This is a genomic window from Streptomyces sp. NPDC055013 (assembly GCF_053608645.1).
In genome coordinates, this window is the sequence record NZ_JBSGVW010000008.1 from 32,864 (window position 1) to 47,946 (window position 15,083).

Here is a 15,083-nt window from a genome sequence, read left to right on the forward strand (position 1 = left end):
AACCCTGGATGACGTGACCCTGAACCTCCGACTGGGCGTCGGCCTCTGCGTCGCGCTCTCCCTGTGCGCGCTGCTCGCCGTGCCCGGCAACTTCGCGGGCCTCGGCACCGACGCCCGCCTCACCCTCGCGGTGTTCGCCCTGGCGACCTGCGCCTGGATCGCCACCCCGGTCGACGACACCTACATCGCGCTGGGCGCCGGACTCGCGCTCACGGTGACCGGGGTGATCAGCAGCGACACGCTCTTCGGCACCCTCGGCGACTCGACCGTATGGCTGCTGATCTGCGCCTTCGTGCTGGCGGCCGCGGTGACCCGGACGGGGCTCGCGGGACGGGCGGCGGCGTTCCTGGTCGGCGGGGCGCGCACCGTACGGCAGCTCGTGCACCTGACCACGGCCGCCCTGGTCGTGACGGCGTTCGCGGTGCCGGCCACGTCCGGCCGGGCCGCCCTCGCGCTGCCGGTGTTCCTGGCGCTCGCCAAAGCGCTGACCGACCGGCGGCGGCTGGTCGTGATGCTGGCGCTGCTGTTCCCGACCGTGATCCTGCTGTCGGCGGTGGCGACCCTGATCGGCGCAGGCGCGCATCTGATCACCGTCTCGGTGCTGTGGCAGGCCACCGGCGAACGGATCGGCTTCACCGAGTGGCTGCTGCTCGGCCTGCCGCTGGCCGTGGCGTCGTCCCATCTGGCCGCCGAGGCCGTACTCCTGACGACGACTCGACGCGCGGACCGCAAGGGCCCCGTGCGCATCACCCCCGAGCAGATCCAGGAGCACAGCGACGAGCCGGTCACCGGCCCCTGGTCGCAGGCCGAGAAGCGGTGCGCGCTGCTGCTCGGCACGGTCGTGATGCTGTGGTGCAGCGAGCCGCTGCACCGGGTTCCGCCGGCCGTCGTCGCGCTGATCGGCGCGGTGGTGGCGGCTTCGCCCGCCCTGGGCACCGTGCACCTGAAGGACGCGCTGAAGACGGTGCCCTGGTCGCTGCTGCTGTTCATGGCGGCGACGATGGCGATGGGTGTGGCACTCGCCGACTCCGGGGCCGCGAAATGGCTGGTGGCCGAGTTGCCCACGGGCGTCAGCCCGCTGCTGTTCCTGACCGTGGTGATCGCGATCAGCACGGCGGCCCACCTGGTCCTCCAGTCCCGCTCGGCCCGTTCGTCGGTGCTGGTGCCGCTGGTGGTCGCGGCGGCCGTCGGCGCCGGCGTCAACCCGGTGGCCGCCGCGCTGGCGTCCACCGCGGCGGCGGGCTTCTGCCACACGCTCCCGGCCTCCGCCAAGCCGGTCACGCTCTTCTCCGACCTTCCCGGGACCCCTACCTACACGCCGCGCGACCTGTTGCGGCTGTCCTCGGTGCTGGCTCCGCTGACGGCCGCGCTCGTCCTGCTGTTCGCCGTGGCGGTGTGGCCACTGCTGGGCGTTCCACTGTGAGTGCCGCGTCATGCCGTCCGGTGGATGCGGCGCCGTTGTGGCTGGTCGCGCCCCGCGGCGGAGCCGCATATCGATACAGCCCCGCGCCCCTAGGTGCGCTTCCCCTCGGGGCGTTGCAGCCTCGACGACCTGTTGAGGAGATCCGATGCTGACCCGAGTCGTAGTAGCCCCCAGTGGGTTCAAGGAGTCCCTGTCCGCCCAGGCCGCCGCCGATGCCATCGCGGGCGGCGTCCGACGGGTGCTGCCGGACGTCGTGATCGACCTGATCCCGCTCGTGGACGGCGGCGAGGGCACCGCCACCGCGCTGGCCGCCGCGACCGGCGGGCGGCTCGTCGCCCTGCCCGCCACGGGACCGGTGGGCGAACCGCTCGGCACGCATTTCGCCCTGCTCGGCTCCCGGGACACCGCGGTCGTCGAGATGGCCGCGGTGGCCGGGCTGTCCCTCGTCCCGCGCGCCCTGCGCGACCCGGGCGCCACGACGACCTACGGCGTCGGCGAGCTCATCCGCGCCGCGCTCGACACAGGCGTACGGCGCATTCTGGTCGGCTGCGGCGATTCGGGTACGTCCGACGGGGGCGCCGGCGCCCTCCAGGCCCTCGGTGCCCGGCTGCTGGACGCCGACGGCTTCGAACTTCCCCGCGGCGGACGTGAGTTGACGCGGCTCGCCCGGATCGACCCGTCCGGCCTTGACCCGCGCCTGCGGGACGTCGATCTGCTGGTCGCCTGCAACCCGTACAACGTGCTGTGCGGCGAGCGCGGCGTGGCCCGCGTCTTCGGCCCGCAGAAGGGGGCGACACCCGCACAGGTCGAGCATCTGTCGGCCGGCCTGGAGAACTGGGCGGACGTCCTCACCCGCGACCTGGGGGCCGTGGGCACCGACCTGCGCCACGGCCCCGGCACCGGAGCGTCCGGCGGCCTGGGCGCGGGCCTCGCCGCCCTCGGCGCCAGGCTGCTCCCCCGCTTCGACGTGCTGCTCGACCACCTCGACCTCGACGCCCGCCTCGCCCGCGCCGACCTGGTCGTCACCGCGGAGGGCGCCCTGGACCACCAGACGCCCCGCGGCAAGGTCCCGGCCGAGGTGGCCCGCCGGGCCAAGCTGTACGGCCGCCCGGTGCTCGCGCTGGCGGGCACGCTCGGCGAGGGTGCGCACGACGTGCCGGGCGTGGACGCGTACAGCGGCATCCTGCCGGCCCCGATGGCCCTGGCGGAGGCCCTGGTGCGGGCCTCCGAACTCCTCACGGACGCCACCGAACGCGCCCTGCGGATGATCCTGCTGGGCGCCCGGCTACCGGCTCACGCGGAGGTGTCCGGCACGCAACGCCCGTCCTCCGTGCGGTAGTTCCACCGGGCGCCGTCCGTCACGAGCTCCCGCACGGCGTTCACGAACCGCTCGACGTGCTCGTCCGGCGTGCCGGCCCCGAAGCTCACCCGGATGGCGTTCAGGGACTTCTCGCCGGGCGCCGCCTCCGGTGCCCCGCACTCGCCCTGCGTCTGCGGGTCGCTGCCCAGCAGGGTGCGGACCAGGGGGTGGGCGCAGAACAGACCGTCCCGCACCCCGATGCCGTACTCGGCGGAGAGGGCGGCGGCGAAGTGGGAGCTGTTCCAGCCCTCGACGACGAAGGAGATGACGCCGACGCGCGGGGCGTCGTCGCCGAAGAGGGAGAGGACCCGGACCTCGGGGACCTCGGCGAGGCCCGCGCGGACCTTCTCGATCAGGTACTGCTCACGGGCGACGAGCGTGTCGAAGCCGGCCTCCGTCAGCGCCTTGCAGGCGGAGGCGATGGAGTAGGCGCCGATGACGTTCGGCGAACCGGCCTCGTGGCGGGCGGCGCTGTCGTGCCACTCCACGTCGACGCCCCCGTCCCCGCGCCGCGACACCTTCCGCGAGGCACCGCCGCCCGCGAGGTACGGCTCCGCCGCGCGCAGCCAGTCGGAGCGGCCGGCCAGGACGCCGGAGCCGAACGGGGCGTACAGCTTGTGGCCGGAGAAGGCGACCCAGTCGACGTCCAGGTCACGCACGCTCACCGGGTGGTGCGGGGCCAGCTGGGCGGCGTCGAGCACGATGCGGGCGCCGTGCGCGTGGGCGGCGGCCGCGAGCTCCCGTACGGGCCACAGCTCACCCGTGACGTTCGAGGCGCCGGTGACACAGACCAGGGCCGGGCCGTGGCCCCCCTCAATCGACACAGTGCGGTCGGCGAGGGCGCGCTCCAGGGTCTCGACGGCCTGGCGGGGGGTGCGGGGCGCGTTGAGGTAGGTGACGCGGGCGTCGCGCCACGGCAGCAGGGAGGCGTGGTGCTCGGTCTCGAAGACGAAGACCTGGCAGTCGGCCGGCAGGGCGGCGGCGAGGAGGTTCAGCGAGTCGGTGGTGGACCGGGTGAAGATCAGCTGGTCGTCGGGGCGGCAGTCGAGGAACTCGGTGACCGTCCTGCGGGCGTTCTCGAACAGGTCGGTGGAGAGCTGCGAGAGGTAGCCGGCCCCGCGGTGGACGCTGCCGTAGTACGGCGCGTAGGCGGCGACGTCGTCCCAGACGCGCTGGAGGGCGGGGGCGCTGGCGGCGTAGTCGAGCGCCGCGTAGGTCACCTCGCCGCCGGTGACGAGCGGGACGGTGACATCACGACCCAGAACGGGCAGGGAGGCACAAACGGACTGGTCGGCGGCAGCGGTGGAGACAGACATGGCGAACTCCCGTGAGGGGCATGCCGGTTGAGCGGCATGCGAGAAAGAGAAAAGGGTCTGCGGAGGCGGGGCTCTGCGGCCCTATCGCATTCGCTTGCTCACGGAAGACTCCCTCGAACGACCAGGACCCCTGGTTTCGAGAGGGGCCCGCGCTTGCCGTAGACCTCGCTGCCTACGACCTGGTCTTCACCCGGGGCACCCCGCCACGGACGGAGGGTTGCCGGACAGTCGGCCGGGGCCTCATGACTGTCACTCATGACCTGGTCCAATATCCTGCCACACGATCTTCGGCTCGCAAGGCGCAGTCCAGGATCCGGACTGCGCCCTGCGTCACATCGTGCGCGACTCAGGTGTTGCTGGCCGCCACCCAGCGCTCCAGCGTCCGCTTGGCCGCCCCCGAGTCGATCGACCGGGCCGCCTTCGCCATCCCGAGCCGGATCTGCTCGGCGAGCGGGGCGCCCGTCTGCTCCAACGCCACCAGCGCCGCCGCCGAGTTGAGCAGTACGGCGTCCCGCACCGGCCCCGGCTCGCCGTCCAGCAGCCGCCGGGCGACCTCCGCGTTGTACGACGCGTCCGCGCCCCGCAGCGCCTCCACGGGCACCAGCTCGAGGCCCACGTCACGGGGGTCGAAGGCCTCCTCGGTCACCTTGCCGTCGCGCACCACCCACACCCGCGAGGTGGCGGTCGTCGTCAGCTCGTCGAGGCCGTCGTCGCCCCGGAACACCAGCGCGGACGAGCCGCGCTCGGCCAGGACGCCGGCGATCAGCCCCGCCATCCGGGTGTCGAAGCAGCCCACGGCCGAGGCGGTGACCCGGGCGGGGTTGGTGAGCGGGCCGAGGAGGTTGAACGAGGTCGGAATCCCGAGGTCCCGTCGTACGCCACCGACGAACCGCATCGAGGGGTGGAACTTGGCCGCGAAGCAGAAGGTGATCCCGGCCTCGTCCACCACCCGGGCCACGCCCTGGGGCGACAGGTCCAGGTTGATGCCGAGCTTCTCCAGCACGTCGGACGAGCCGCTCGCCGAGGACGACGCCCGGTTGCCGTGCTTGACGACCTTCGCGCCGGCACCAGCGATCACGATGGCGGACATCGTCGAGATGTTCACCGTCTTGGCCCGGTCCCCGCCCGTGCCGACGATGTCGACGGCCGGTCCGGGGATGTCCAGGGGCTGCGCGTGGGCGTACATCGCCTCGACGAGACCGTTGATCTCCTCGACGGTCTCGCCCTTGGCTCTCAGGGCCACCATGAAGCCGGCGATCTGGGCGTCCGAGGCCTCGCCGCTCATAAAGCGGTCCATCGCCCATGCCGTGTCGCCGGCGCTCAGGTCCTGTCCGCCGAGCAGGGCACTCAGTACCTCGGGCCAGGAACGGCCCGCCGCGGTGTCGCCTCCAGCGGGGGTCACAGCGCTCATAAGCCGCTCCTGGGTCGGTTGTGGTGTCCCGCACTGCGGGACGTGAGTCTCAACGGGTCCACCCTATCCAGCCCGCAGACCCGAAGAAGGGCCCCGTCCGAACCCCGGACGGGCCCGTACACGGCCGAAGGCCCCGTCCGGACAACCGGACGGGGCCCTCAACCGTGGCGTAGCTGGCGCAGCGTCAGTGGTGGCCGTGGCCGCTCGTGATCTCCTTGTACTCCTCGACGGTCGGCTTGGGGATCTGGCCGTCCTCGCCGAAGTACGACTTGCTGAGCTTGGCGCGCAGCTTCTCGGAGCCCTTCACCTTGCGCTCGACGCCGTTCTCGTCGACCGTCGGGCCGATCTCGAGCGGCTTGTACTGCTCGTGCGCGGTGAGGGTGTGCAGCGCGTCCTGGCTGAGCGGCTCGTGCACCTCGATGAACTCACCGTGCGGCAGGCGCTTGATGATGCCCGACTCGCGGCCGTGCAGCACCTTGTCCTTGTCCCGGCGCTGCAGGCCGAGGCAGATCCGCTTGGTGACGATGAACGCGAGGACCGGTCCGACGAAGAAGCCGATCCGGACGAACCAGGTGACCGCGTTGATCGACAGGTGGAAGTGGGTGGCCCACAGGTCGTTGCCACCGCCGACCAGGCCGATCATGTACACCGTGACCCAGGCGACGCCGAACGCGGTGCGCGTCGGGGCGTTGCGCGGACGGTCCAGGATGTGGTGCTCGCGCTTGTCGCCGGTGACCCAGGACTCGATGAACGGGTAGAGCGCGATCGCCATCAGCACCAGGCCGAAGAGCACCAGCGGGATGAACACACCCAGGACGAGGGTGTGACCCCAGAAGTTGACCTCCCAGCCCGGCATGTACCGGACCAGACCCTCGGCGAAGCCCATGTACCAGTCGGGCTGGGCGCCGGTGGACACCATGTCCGGACGGTAGGGACCGATGGCCCAGATCGGGTTGATCTGCGCGACCGCCGCGATGACCGCGATGACGCCGAAGACCAGGAAGAAGAAGCCTCCGGCCTTGGCCATGTAGACCGGCAGCAGCGGCATGCCGACGACGTTCTTGTTGCTCTTTCCGGGGCCCGCGAACTGCGTGTGCTTGTGGTAGAAGACCAGGATCAGGTGGCCGACCACCAGGCCGAGCATGATGCCCGGCAGCAGCAGGATGTGGATCGAGTAGAAGCGGGCCACGAAGTCGGTGCCCGGGAACTCGCCGCCGAAGAGGAAGAACGAGATGTACGTGCCGACGATCGGCATGGACAGGATCGCGCCCTCGGTGAAGCGGACACCGGTGCCGGAGAGCAGGTCGTCGGGGAGCGAGTAGCCGGTGAAACCGGTGAACATGCCCAGGACGAACAGCAGGAAGCCGAACAGCCAGTTGATCTCACGCGGCTTGCGGTACGCGCCCGTGAAGAACACGCGCATCATGTGCACGAACATGCCGGCCAGGAAGATCAGCGCGGCCCAGTGGTGGATCTGCCGGATGAGCAGACCACCGCGCACGTCGAAGGAGATCTCCAGCGTGGAACTGAACGCCTGGCTCATCAGCTGTCCCTGGAGCGGGACGTAGCTGCCGTGGTACTCCACCTCGGCCATCGAGGGCTGGAAGAACAGCGTCAGATACACACCCGTGAGGATGATGATGATGAAGCTGTAGAGGCAGACCTCACCCAACATGAACGACCAGTGGTCGGGGAAGATCTTGCGCATGTTGGCCTTGGCGAGGGAGTAGATCCCCAGCCGGCCGTCGGCCCAGTCGGCGACGCGCTCGCCGGCCGGTGCCTTCCCGCGCGAGCGGGACTCCGTGGTCTCTGTCGTGCTCATCCGCGCTCCCAGAATGCAGGACCGACGGGCTCGTCGAAGTCGCCGAGCGCCTCGAGGTAGCCCTCGTCGTTCACGCCGATGCGCAGCTGCGGCAGGGCGTGCCCGGCCGGGCCGAAGATCACTCGGGCACCGTCGGCGAGGTCGAAGGTGGACTGGTGGCAGGGGCAGAGCACGTGGTGCGTCTGCTGCTCGTACAGGGAGATCGGGCAACCGACGTGGGTGCAGATCTTCGAGTACGCGACGATGCCCTGGTAGGACCAGTCGAGCTCTTGCTTGTCCTTGATGTCGTCGGGCTGGATCCGGACGATCATCAGGGCAGCCTTGGCGATCTCGTTCTGGAAGTCGTGGTCGTGCTCCTCCAGGCCCTCCGGCTTGGCGAAGGTGAGGGAGCCGACCGCGACGTCCGAGGGACGCAGCGGCTCGTTGGTGTTCATGTTGACGAGCAGCTTGCCCTTGGACCACAGCGTGTGGCGCAGCTTGGTCCCGGGCAGCGGGCCGAGGTCACGCAGCAGCACGACGCCGGAGAGCGGGAACAGGGCCAGCGCTCCGAACATCGTGTTGCGGATCAGCTTGCGGCGACCCAGCGCGGACTCCTTGGCGCCCTGCTTGAAGTCGGCCATGACCTTGGCCTTGACCTCGGGCTCCGCGGCGATCGGGTGCCGCTCGTCGGCGACCTCCACGTCGGACATCAGGGTGCGGGCCCAGTGGACCGCGCCCGCGCCGATGCAGAACAGCGCCGCGCCGAGGGTCAGACCCAGCGCGAAGTTCAGCGCGTTGAGGTGACCGATCGGGAAGACGAAGACCGACTTGTCGTGCGGGATCGCGACGTACGAGGCGATGAAGCCGACCGTGGCCAGCATCGACAACGTGAACAGCATGGCCACCGTGCGCTCGGACCGCCGGGCGGCCCGCTCGTCGATGTCCTGGATCCGGTGTTCGTGGGGCGGCAGGCCGGGGTCGGCGAAGGGGTTCTTCTCGTCCGCTACCGCGACGTGGGCGTCCTGCTCAGCGGGCAGGTTCTCTTCTGGAATGTCTTGGCTACTCATGACTTCTTGGCCTTTGCGGTCCGAGCGGCGACCCAGACGGCGACCGCGATCAGTGCACCGAGCCCGAAGATCCAGGCGAAGAGGCCCTCGCTGACCGGCCCGAGGCCGCCCAGCTCCAGACCACCCGGGTTGACCGTCTCGTCGCTGTTGACCGCGTGCAGGTACGCGATGATGTCCTTCTTGTTCTGCTCCGACAGCGTGGTGTCGGGGAACGACGGCATGTTCTGCGGGCCGGTCTGCATGGCCTCGTAGATGTGCTTCGGGTCGACACCCTCAAGGCTCGGGGCGTACTTGCCCTTCGTCAGCGCGCCGCCCTTGCCGGTGAAATTGTGGCACTGGGCGCAGTTGTTGCGGAAGAGTTCGCCGCCCTTGGCGATGTCCGCGCCCTCGGGGCCGTACTGCTCCTCGGTCGGGACCGTCGGACCGGCGCCCAGCGAGGCGATGTACGCCGCGAGCTGGTCGATCTCGGCCTGCGAGTAGATGTTCTTCTTCGCCGGGACCTGGGCGCCCTGGGAGGTGGCGGCCGGCATACGGCCCGTCGAGACCTGGAAGTCGACGGCAGCGGCGCCGACACCCACCAGGCTCGGACCGTCGGAGGTGCCCTGACCGCCGGTTCCGTGGCAGCTGGCGCAGCCGACGGCGTAGAGCTTCTTGCCCTCCTCGATGGTGAGGGACTGGGCGGTTTCCTCGGCCTGTGCCTTGCCCGCGGGCGCGAACACGGCGTACACCCCTCCCGTGCACGCCAGCGCGAGGAGTAGGACGACGACCGCCGCCAGCGGATGGCGTCGTCGTGCGGAGAGCTTTTTCACGGATTACCCCGGTGTCAGGATCTTCTGCGTCGATGCTTCTGTCAGGTGCGTTCGTTGAACGCGCGCGGGATCGGGCCCGGCTACTTGATCATGTAGATCGTGGCGAAAAGGCCGATCCAGACGACATCGACGAAGTGCCAGTAGTAGGACACGACGATCGCGGCGGTCGCCTGCTCGTGCGTGAACCTCTTGGCCGCGTAGGTGCGGCCGAGGACCAGCAGGAAGGCGATCAGACCGCCCGTCACGTGCAGGCCGTGGAAACCGGTGGTCAGGTAGAAGACCGAGCCGTACGGGTCGGACGAGAGCGAGAGGCCCTCGTGCTTGACCAGCTCGGTGTACTCGTACACCTGACCGCCGATGAAGATCGCACCCATGATGAAGGTGACGATGAACCAGCCCCGGAGCTTCTTCACGTCACCGCGCTCGGCGGCGAAGACGCCGAGCTGGCAGGTGAGGGAGGAAAGCACCAGGATCGTGGTGTTCGTCGCCGAGAACGGGAAGTTCAGGGCGTCGGCCTTCTCATGCCAGAAGTCCGGACCGGTCACCGATCGCAGGGTGAAGTACATCGCGAAGAGGGCCGCGAAGAACATCAGCTCGGAACTCAACCAGATGATGGTTCCGACGCTGGTGAGGTTCGGTCGGTTGACCGACGGGTGCGCGTGACCCTTGTCTACTGTCGTTGCTGTCGCCACGACCGACATTATGTCGGTCGCTTATCCCGCCCTCACTCCGGGGGGTGCCGTTCGGAGTGTCTTCGCCGTCCGTACCGGTGTTGACGTGGTGTTCAAGGGAGTAGCATCCGGCCCAACGGGCCTGTCCTTACGACGCTGACGTCACGGAGGAAGAATGCAGCCGACCGCCACGGTGCTGGTCTACAGCGACGACTCCACCACCCGCGAGCAGGTGAGGTTGGCCACCGGGCGCCGGCCCGCTCCGGACGTACCTGTGGTGCAGTTCGTGGAGTGCGCGACGCCGGAGGCGGTGGTGCGTGAGCTGGACAAGGGGGGCATCGACGTCTGTGTGCTGGACGGTGAGGCCGTGCCCATGGGGGGCATGGGGGTCTGCCGCCAGATCAAGGACGAGGTGTTCAACTGCCCGCCGGTGCTGCTGCTGATCGGGCGGCCGCAGGACGCGTGGCTCGCCACGTGGAGCCGGGCCGAGGCGGCTGTGACGCTGCCTGTGGAGCCGGTGGAGTTCGCGGCGGCCTTGGCTTCCCTGTTGCGCACGAAGAGGCTTGCGAGCGCCTGAGAGGTCGGGGTGCGCCCACGCGGGCGACTGCGGGCCCCATGTGGCTGGTCGCGCAGTTCCCCGCGCCCCTGAGGGGCGCGGCCCAGGAGGGCGATTCAGACGCTCTGCGGCCTCAGCCTGGCCCTCTCGGCGGGGCTTGGACCATCAGGGGTGCCGCCCACCAGCGCGCTGCCGTTGCGCCAGTTCTGCCACTCCAGGTTCCAGTCGCCGAAGCCGTTCCCGAACGGTTCCATGGTGTTGCCGTACGAGTTGATGACCTTGACGATGTCGCCCTCGCGGACGTTGTCGAAGAACCACTCGGCGTTGGCGGTGCTCATGCCGGTGCAGCCGTGGCTGACGTTGGCGTAGCCCTGGGAGCCGACCGACCAGGGGGCGGCGTGGACGTATTCGCCGCTCCAGGTCACACGGGTGGCGTAGTAGACCGGTAGGTCGTAGGACTCCGAGGAGCCTTCGGCTATGCCGATGCTCGTGCCGCGCATGCGTACGAAGTACTCCTTGCCCAGTACGACCTTGACGCCGTTGCGGGTCTCGAAGCCGGGCTTGCCGGTCGTGACCGGTATGGACCTGACCTCCTCGCCGTTGCGGTAGAGCGTCAACTGGTGGGACGCGGCGTCCGTGACGGCTATGACCTGGTCGCCCGTGGTGATCCGCAGCGGCTTGACCTTGCCGCCCCGGAGGCGGTCGCTGACCTTGACGCCGTCCAGGTTGCTGCGAGCCTGGATGGTGGCGTTCGCGGGCCAGAACTCCTTGGGGCGGTAGTGGAGTTTCTTGTCGTCGACCCAGTGCCAGTTGCCCTCGACGGCGGGCGCGGAGTCGACCTTGAGGGCCCGCTCGACGATCGCCCGCTGGTTGCGGTCCTTGATGGGCTGGCTCAGCTCGGCCGTGACGGGCTGGCCGACGCCGTAGGTGCCGGCCTTGGGGCCGAACGTCACCGTCAGGTGCTTCTTGGAAGTCGGCTTGCTGGTGTCGAAGGTGAGGACCTTGCGGCCGGGCGCGCCGTCCTCGTCCTCGGTGCTCACGCGGACCGTGTAGCGGGCGTTGGCGGCGAGCGGAGAGGTGCTGTGCCAGCGGGTGCCGTCGGCGGAGAGTTCGCCCGCGACGTAGCGTCCTGCGGCGTCCCTGGCGGTGACGTCCGTGATACGGCCGTCGGAGTCCTCCGCGGTGACTTCCAGGGGCTTGTCGGGGTCGGCCTTCTTGCCGTCGCCCGCGGGGCCGTTGAAGGCGATCTGGTCGGCCGCGTCGTACGGCTCGGCGGACAGCGGGTTGCCGTCGCTGCTGCAGCCGGCGGCGCTCGCGCCGAGCGCGATCAGCAGGAGCGTGCAACCTATGACGGGGCCCTTGCTCGATTTTCTGCTCATGGCCTCACGCTAGGAAGCAGCGTCGGCCGCGGCGCGCCGGATAAGGCGTACGGGTGATCGTGACTACGGCAAACGCAGGAACCCGGACACTCTTGAGGGAGTGTCCGGGTTCCTGTGAGCTCAGCTCGTGTTACTGGGTGCGGTTCTCACCGCGGTAGTACTCGAAGACCCAGCCCCAGATGCCGACCAGGATCAGCGGCGCCGAGAAGTACATCAGCCACCAGCCGATCGCGATCGACAGGAAGGCGAGGGCGCCTCCGATCGCGAGGGAGAGCGGCTGCCAGCTGTGCGGGCTGAAGAACCCGACCTCGCCGGCGTCGTCCGCCACGTCCGCTTCCTTGTTGTCCTGCGCACCCGCGTCGATCCGCCGGGCCGTGAAGCCCAGGTAGAAGCCGATCATGATGCACAGAGCGAAGGCCAGGAAGAGGGCCGTGGTACCGGCCGGCTCCTTCGACCAAACGCCGTAGACGACCGCCATGGCGAGGATGAAGACGCTCAGCCAGGTGAACATCGTGCCCTGAGTCTTCACTTGCCGACCTCCTTGCCACCAGCCAGAGCCTTCTCACCGTGAGGGGCGTTCTCGAGCTGGTCGAGAGCGGCGATCTCAGGGTGATGCAGGTCGAACGCCGGGGATTCGGAACGGATCCGCGGCAGGGTGAGGAAGTTGTGCCGCGGCGGCGGGCAGGACGTCGCCCACTCCAGCGAGCGGCCGTAGCCCCACGGGTCGTCGACCTCGATCTTCTTGCCGTACTTGGCGGTCTTCCACACGTTGTAGAAGAACGGCAGCAGCGACGCGCCGAGCACGAACGAGCTGATCGTCGAGATCGTGTTCAGGGCGGTGAAGCCGTCGGCCGCGAGGTAGTCCGCGTAACGACGCGGCATGCCCTCGGCGCCCAGCCAGTGCTGCACCAGGAAGGTGCCGTGGAAGCCGACGAAAAGCGTCCAGAAGGTCATCTTGCCCAGGCGCTCGTCGAGCATCTTGCCGGTCATCTTCGGCCACCAGAAGTGGAAGCCGGAGAACATCGCGAACACGACGGTGCCGAAGACGACGTAGTGGAAGTGCGCCACCACGAAGTACGAGTCGGACACGTGGAAGTCCATCGGCGGCGAGGCCAGGATGACGCCCGTCAGGCCACCGAAGGTGAAGGTGATCAGGAAGCCGACCGCCCAGAGCATCGGTGTCTCGAAGGACAACGAGCCCTTCCACATCGTTCCGATCCAGTTGAAGAACTTCACGCCTGTCGGTACGGCGATGAGGAACGTCATGAAGGAGAAGAACGGCAGGAGTACGCCGCCTGTGACGTACATGTGGTGCGCCCACACCGTCACGGACAGACCCGCGATCGCGATGGTCGCCGCGATCAGGCCCATGTAGCCGAACATCGGCTTGCGGGAGAAGACCGGGATCACTTCGGAAATGATTCCGAAGAACGGCAGGGCGATGATGTACACCTCCGGATGGCCGAAGAACCAGAAGAGGTGTTGCCACAGCAGGGCCCCGCCGTTGGCGGAGTCGAAGATGTGCGCGCCGAACTTGCGGTCCGCCTCCAGCGCGAACAGCGCCGCCGCCAGGACGGGGAAGGCGAGCAGGACCAGGACGGCCGTCAGCAGCACGTTCCACACGAAGATCGGCATGCGGAACATGGTCATGCCGGGGGCGCGCATGCAGATGATCGTGGTGATGAAGTTGACCGAGCCGAGGATCGTGCCGAAGCCGGAGAAGGCCAGGCCCATGATCCACATGTCGGCGCCGATACCCGGGCTGCGGACCGCGTCCGACAGCGGGCTGTAGGCGAACCAGCCGAAGTCGGCCGCGCCGTCCGGGGTGAGGAAGCCGCCCACCGCGATGAGCGAGCCGAACAGGTACAGCCAGTAGGCGAACATGTTCAGCCGCGGGAACGCCACGTCCGGCGCGCCGATCTGCAGCGGCATGATCCAGTTCGCGAAGCCGGCGAACAGCGGCGTCGCGAACATCAGCAGCATGATCGTGCCGTGCATCGTGAACGCCTGGTTGAACTGCTCGTTCGACACGATCTGCAGACCCGGCCGGGCGAGCTCGGCGCGCATGACGAGCGCCATCACGCCACCGATCACGAAGAACGCGAACGACGTGACGAGGTACAGCGTTCCGATCGTCTTGTGGTCGGTGGTGGTGAGCCACTTGACCACGACGTTGCCGGGTTGCCTGCGCCGGACCGGCAGCTCGTTCTCGTACGAGTCCTCAGCCGCCGCGGCACCCTGGGGTTCGTTGAGGATGCTCACAGGTTGTTCGTCTCCCGGTTCTTCTCGTGGCTCGTCTGCGCGATGCCGGCGGGAACGTAACCGGTCTGCCCCTTCTTGGCGAGGTCCTTGAGGTGCTGCTCGTAGCGCTCGGGGGAGACGACCTTCACGTTGAACAGCATCCGGGAGTGGTCGACGCCGCACAGCTCGGCGCACTTGCCCAGGAAGGTGCCCTCCTTGTTGGGGGTCACCTCGAAGGCGTTGGTGTGGCCCGGGATGACGTCCTGCTTCATCAGGAACGGCACCACCCAGAAGGAGTGGATGACGTCACGCGAGGTGAGGACGAAGCGGACCGTCTTGCCCTCGGGCAGCCACAGGGTGGGGCCGGGGTTGCCCGTCTGGGGGTTCCGGCTGCCGGGGGTACCGGCGTCGTAGACACCGCCCGCGTTCGCCGGGAAGTCCTCCTTGAACCGGTCCGGAATGGCCGCCAGGTTCTTGTCGGTCTTCGCGTTGCCCGTGGAACCGTCGACGGGCTGGACGTAGTTGAAGGCCCAGCTCCACTGGTAGCCCACGACGTTGACCGTGAGGTCGGGCTTGTCCTTGAGGCTGAGCAGCTTCGTCTCGTCGCGCGCCGTGAAGTAGAAGAGCACCGAGACGATGATGAGCGGGACCACGGTGTACAGCGCCTCGATCGGCATGTTGTACCGGGTCTGCGGAGGAACTTCGACCTTGGTGCGGCTGCGCCGGTGGAAGACGGTGCTCCACAGGATCAGGCCCCAGACCAGCACGCCTGTGGCGAGCGCGGCCGCCCACGATCCCTGCCACAGGGAGAGGATCCGCGGAGCCTCTTCCGTGGTCGGGGTGGGCATACCAAGACGGGGGAAGTCCTCCCAGTTGTACGAGCAACCGGTGGCTGTAGCCAGGACCAGGCCCGCAGTCATTGCCTGCAGCAGCTTCCGCCGCATCGGGCGCCGCGGCGAGCGGTCGGAGCCGTTGGGACTCACGTAGCGCCTTCCCGAGAGTCTCGCCCGCGCGGATCGGCTGCGGCCTTCTCTCTGGTCGGTCGCCGC

The 15,083-nt window shown here is 68.9% G+C and carries 13 protein-coding genes and 1 riboswitch; of the genes, 3 read left to right on the forward strand and 10 right to left on the reverse strand.

The features are described from left to right. The first annotated feature begins 19 nt into the window (after window positions 1–19). Both ACWGDB_RS12715 and ACWGDB_RS12720 read left to right on the forward strand, forming a co-directional pair. Complete coding sequence (locus tag ACWGDB_RS12715) at window positions 20–1,423, forward strand: SLC13 family permease (RefSeq protein ID WP_453822604.1); 1,404 nt, start codon at window positions 20–22, stop codon at window positions 1,421–1,423. A 145-nt stretch (window positions 1,424–1,568) separates the two neighbouring features. Continuing rightward, on the forward strand, window positions 1,569–2,762 hold the full coding sequence (locus ACWGDB_RS12720) for a glycerate kinase (protein ID WP_453822430.1): 1,194 nt from the start codon (window positions 1,569–1,571) through the stop codon (window positions 2,760–2,762). Here ACWGDB_RS12720 and ACWGDB_RS12725 read toward each other — a convergent pair. The 6 genes from ACWGDB_RS12725 to ctaE form a co-directional block, all read right to left on the reverse strand. Next, window positions 2,717–4,099, reverse strand: a complete 1,383-nt coding sequence (locus tag ACWGDB_RS12725) for an aminotransferase class V-fold PLP-dependent enzyme (RefSeq protein WP_453822431.1) — start codon at window positions 4,097–4,099, stop codon at window positions 2,717–2,719. The two genes, ACWGDB_RS12720 and ACWGDB_RS12725, sit on opposite strands and share 46 nt — an antisense overlap. 144 nt (window positions 4,100–4,243) lie before the next feature. Next, a riboswitch (SAM riboswitch) is annotated at window positions 4,244–4,360 on the reverse strand. Window positions 4,361–4,445: 85 nt separating this feature from the next. Beyond that, window positions 4,446–5,510 carry an anthranilate phosphoribosyltransferase gene (gene trpD / locus ACWGDB_RS12730; RefSeq protein ID WP_453822432.1) on the reverse strand — a complete coding sequence of 355 codons (1,065 nt, stop codon included), beginning with the start codon at window positions 5,508–5,510 and terminating at the stop codon, window positions 4,446–4,448. 184 nt (window positions 5,511–5,694) lie between these two features. Continuing rightward, window positions 5,695–7,332 (reverse strand): cytochrome bc1 complex cytochrome b subunit, encoded by a 1,638-nt coding sequence (gene qcrB, locus ACWGDB_RS12735; protein ID WP_383596438.1) that lies wholly within the window; start codon window positions 7,330–7,332, stop codon window positions 5,695–5,697. Further along, entirely contained in the window at window positions 7,329–8,378 is a 1,050-nt protein-coding gene (gene qcrA, locus ACWGDB_RS12740; RefSeq protein WP_453822433.1) for a cytochrome bc1 complex Rieske iron-sulfur subunit, read from the reverse strand. The genes qcrB and qcrA overlap by 4 nt, the downstream gene beginning before the upstream one ends. After that, on the reverse strand, window positions 8,375–9,187 hold the full coding sequence (qcrC, locus tag ACWGDB_RS12745) for a cytochrome bc1 complex diheme cytochrome c subunit (RefSeq protein ID WP_453822434.1): 813 nt from the start codon (window positions 9,185–9,187) through the stop codon (window positions 8,375–8,377). Before qcrC ends, qcrA begins: the two co-directional genes overlap by 4 nt. A gap of 80 nt (window positions 9,188–9,267) precedes the next feature. Further along, window positions 9,268–9,888 (reverse strand): aa3-type cytochrome oxidase subunit III, encoded by a 621-nt coding sequence (gene ctaE, locus ACWGDB_RS12750; RefSeq protein WP_019756799.1) that lies wholly within the window; start codon window positions 9,886–9,888, stop codon window positions 9,268–9,270. Between the two features lie 145 nt (window positions 9,889–10,033). On the opposite strand from ctaE, the gene ACWGDB_RS12755 reads away from it, so the two are divergent. Beyond that, window positions 10,034–10,435 (forward strand): response regulator, encoded by a 402-nt coding sequence (locus tag ACWGDB_RS12755; RefSeq protein WP_383596429.1) that lies wholly within the window; start codon window positions 10,034–10,036, stop codon window positions 10,433–10,435. Between the two features lie 95 nt (window positions 10,436–10,530). Here the strand turns inward: ACWGDB_RS12755 and ACWGDB_RS12760 are convergent, their stop codons facing one another. From ACWGDB_RS12760 to ctaC, 4 genes are all read right to left on the reverse strand, one after another. Then, window positions 10,531–11,793 carry an Ig-like domain-containing protein gene (locus tag ACWGDB_RS12760; protein ID WP_453822436.1) on the reverse strand — a complete coding sequence of 421 codons (1,263 nt, stop codon included), beginning with the start codon at window positions 11,791–11,793 and terminating at the stop codon, window positions 10,531–10,533. Window positions 11,794–11,923: 130 nt separating this feature from the next. Then, on the reverse strand, window positions 11,924–12,322 hold the full coding sequence (locus ACWGDB_RS12765) for a cytochrome c oxidase subunit 4 (RefSeq protein WP_328882172.1): 399 nt from the start codon (window positions 12,320–12,322) through the stop codon (window positions 11,924–11,926). Further along, window positions 12,319–14,055 (reverse strand): aa3-type cytochrome oxidase subunit I, encoded by a 1,737-nt coding sequence (gene ctaD, locus ACWGDB_RS12770; protein ID WP_453822437.1) that lies wholly within the window; start codon window positions 14,053–14,055, stop codon window positions 12,319–12,321. Before ctaD ends, ACWGDB_RS12765 begins: the two co-directional genes overlap by 4 nt. Then, complete coding sequence (ctaC, locus tag ACWGDB_RS12775) at window positions 14,052–15,017, reverse strand: aa3-type cytochrome oxidase subunit II (protein WP_406203935.1); 966 nt, start codon at window positions 15,015–15,017, stop codon at window positions 14,052–14,054. Before ctaC ends, ctaD begins: the two co-directional genes overlap by 4 nt. Window positions 15,018–15,083 lie beyond the last annotated feature (66 nt).

Coding starts and splice junctions, on each gene's coding strand:
- ACWGDB_RS12720 (WP_453822430.1), top strand. CDS start 1,569: ATGCTGACCCGAGTCGTAGTAGCCCCCAGTGGGTTCAAGGAGTCCCTG.
- ACWGDB_RS12725 (WP_453822431.1), bottom strand. CDS start 4,099: ATGTCTGTCTCCACCGCTGCCGCCGACCAGTCCGTTTGTGCCTCCCTG.
- trpD (WP_453822432.1), bottom strand. CDS start 5,510: ATGAGCGCTGTGACCCCCGCTGGAGGCGACACCGCGGCGGGCCGTTCC.
- qcrB (WP_383596438.1), bottom strand. CDS start 7,332: ATGAGCACGACAGAGACCACGGAGTCCCGCTCGCGCGGGAAGGCACCG.
- qcrA (WP_453822433.1), bottom strand. CDS start 8,378: ATGAGTAGCCAAGACATTCCAGAAGAGAACCTGCCCGCTGAGCAGGAC.
- ctaE (WP_019756799.1), bottom strand. CDS start 9,888: ATGTCGGTCGTGGCGACAGCAACGACAGTAGACAAGGGTCACGCGCAC.
- ACWGDB_RS12755 (WP_383596429.1), top strand. CDS start 10,034: ATGCAGCCGACCGCCACGGTGCTGGTCTACAGCGACGACTCCACCACC.
- ACWGDB_RS12760 (WP_453822436.1), bottom strand. CDS start 11,793: ATGAGCAGAAAATCGAGCAAGGGCCCCGTCATAGGTTGCACGCTCCTG.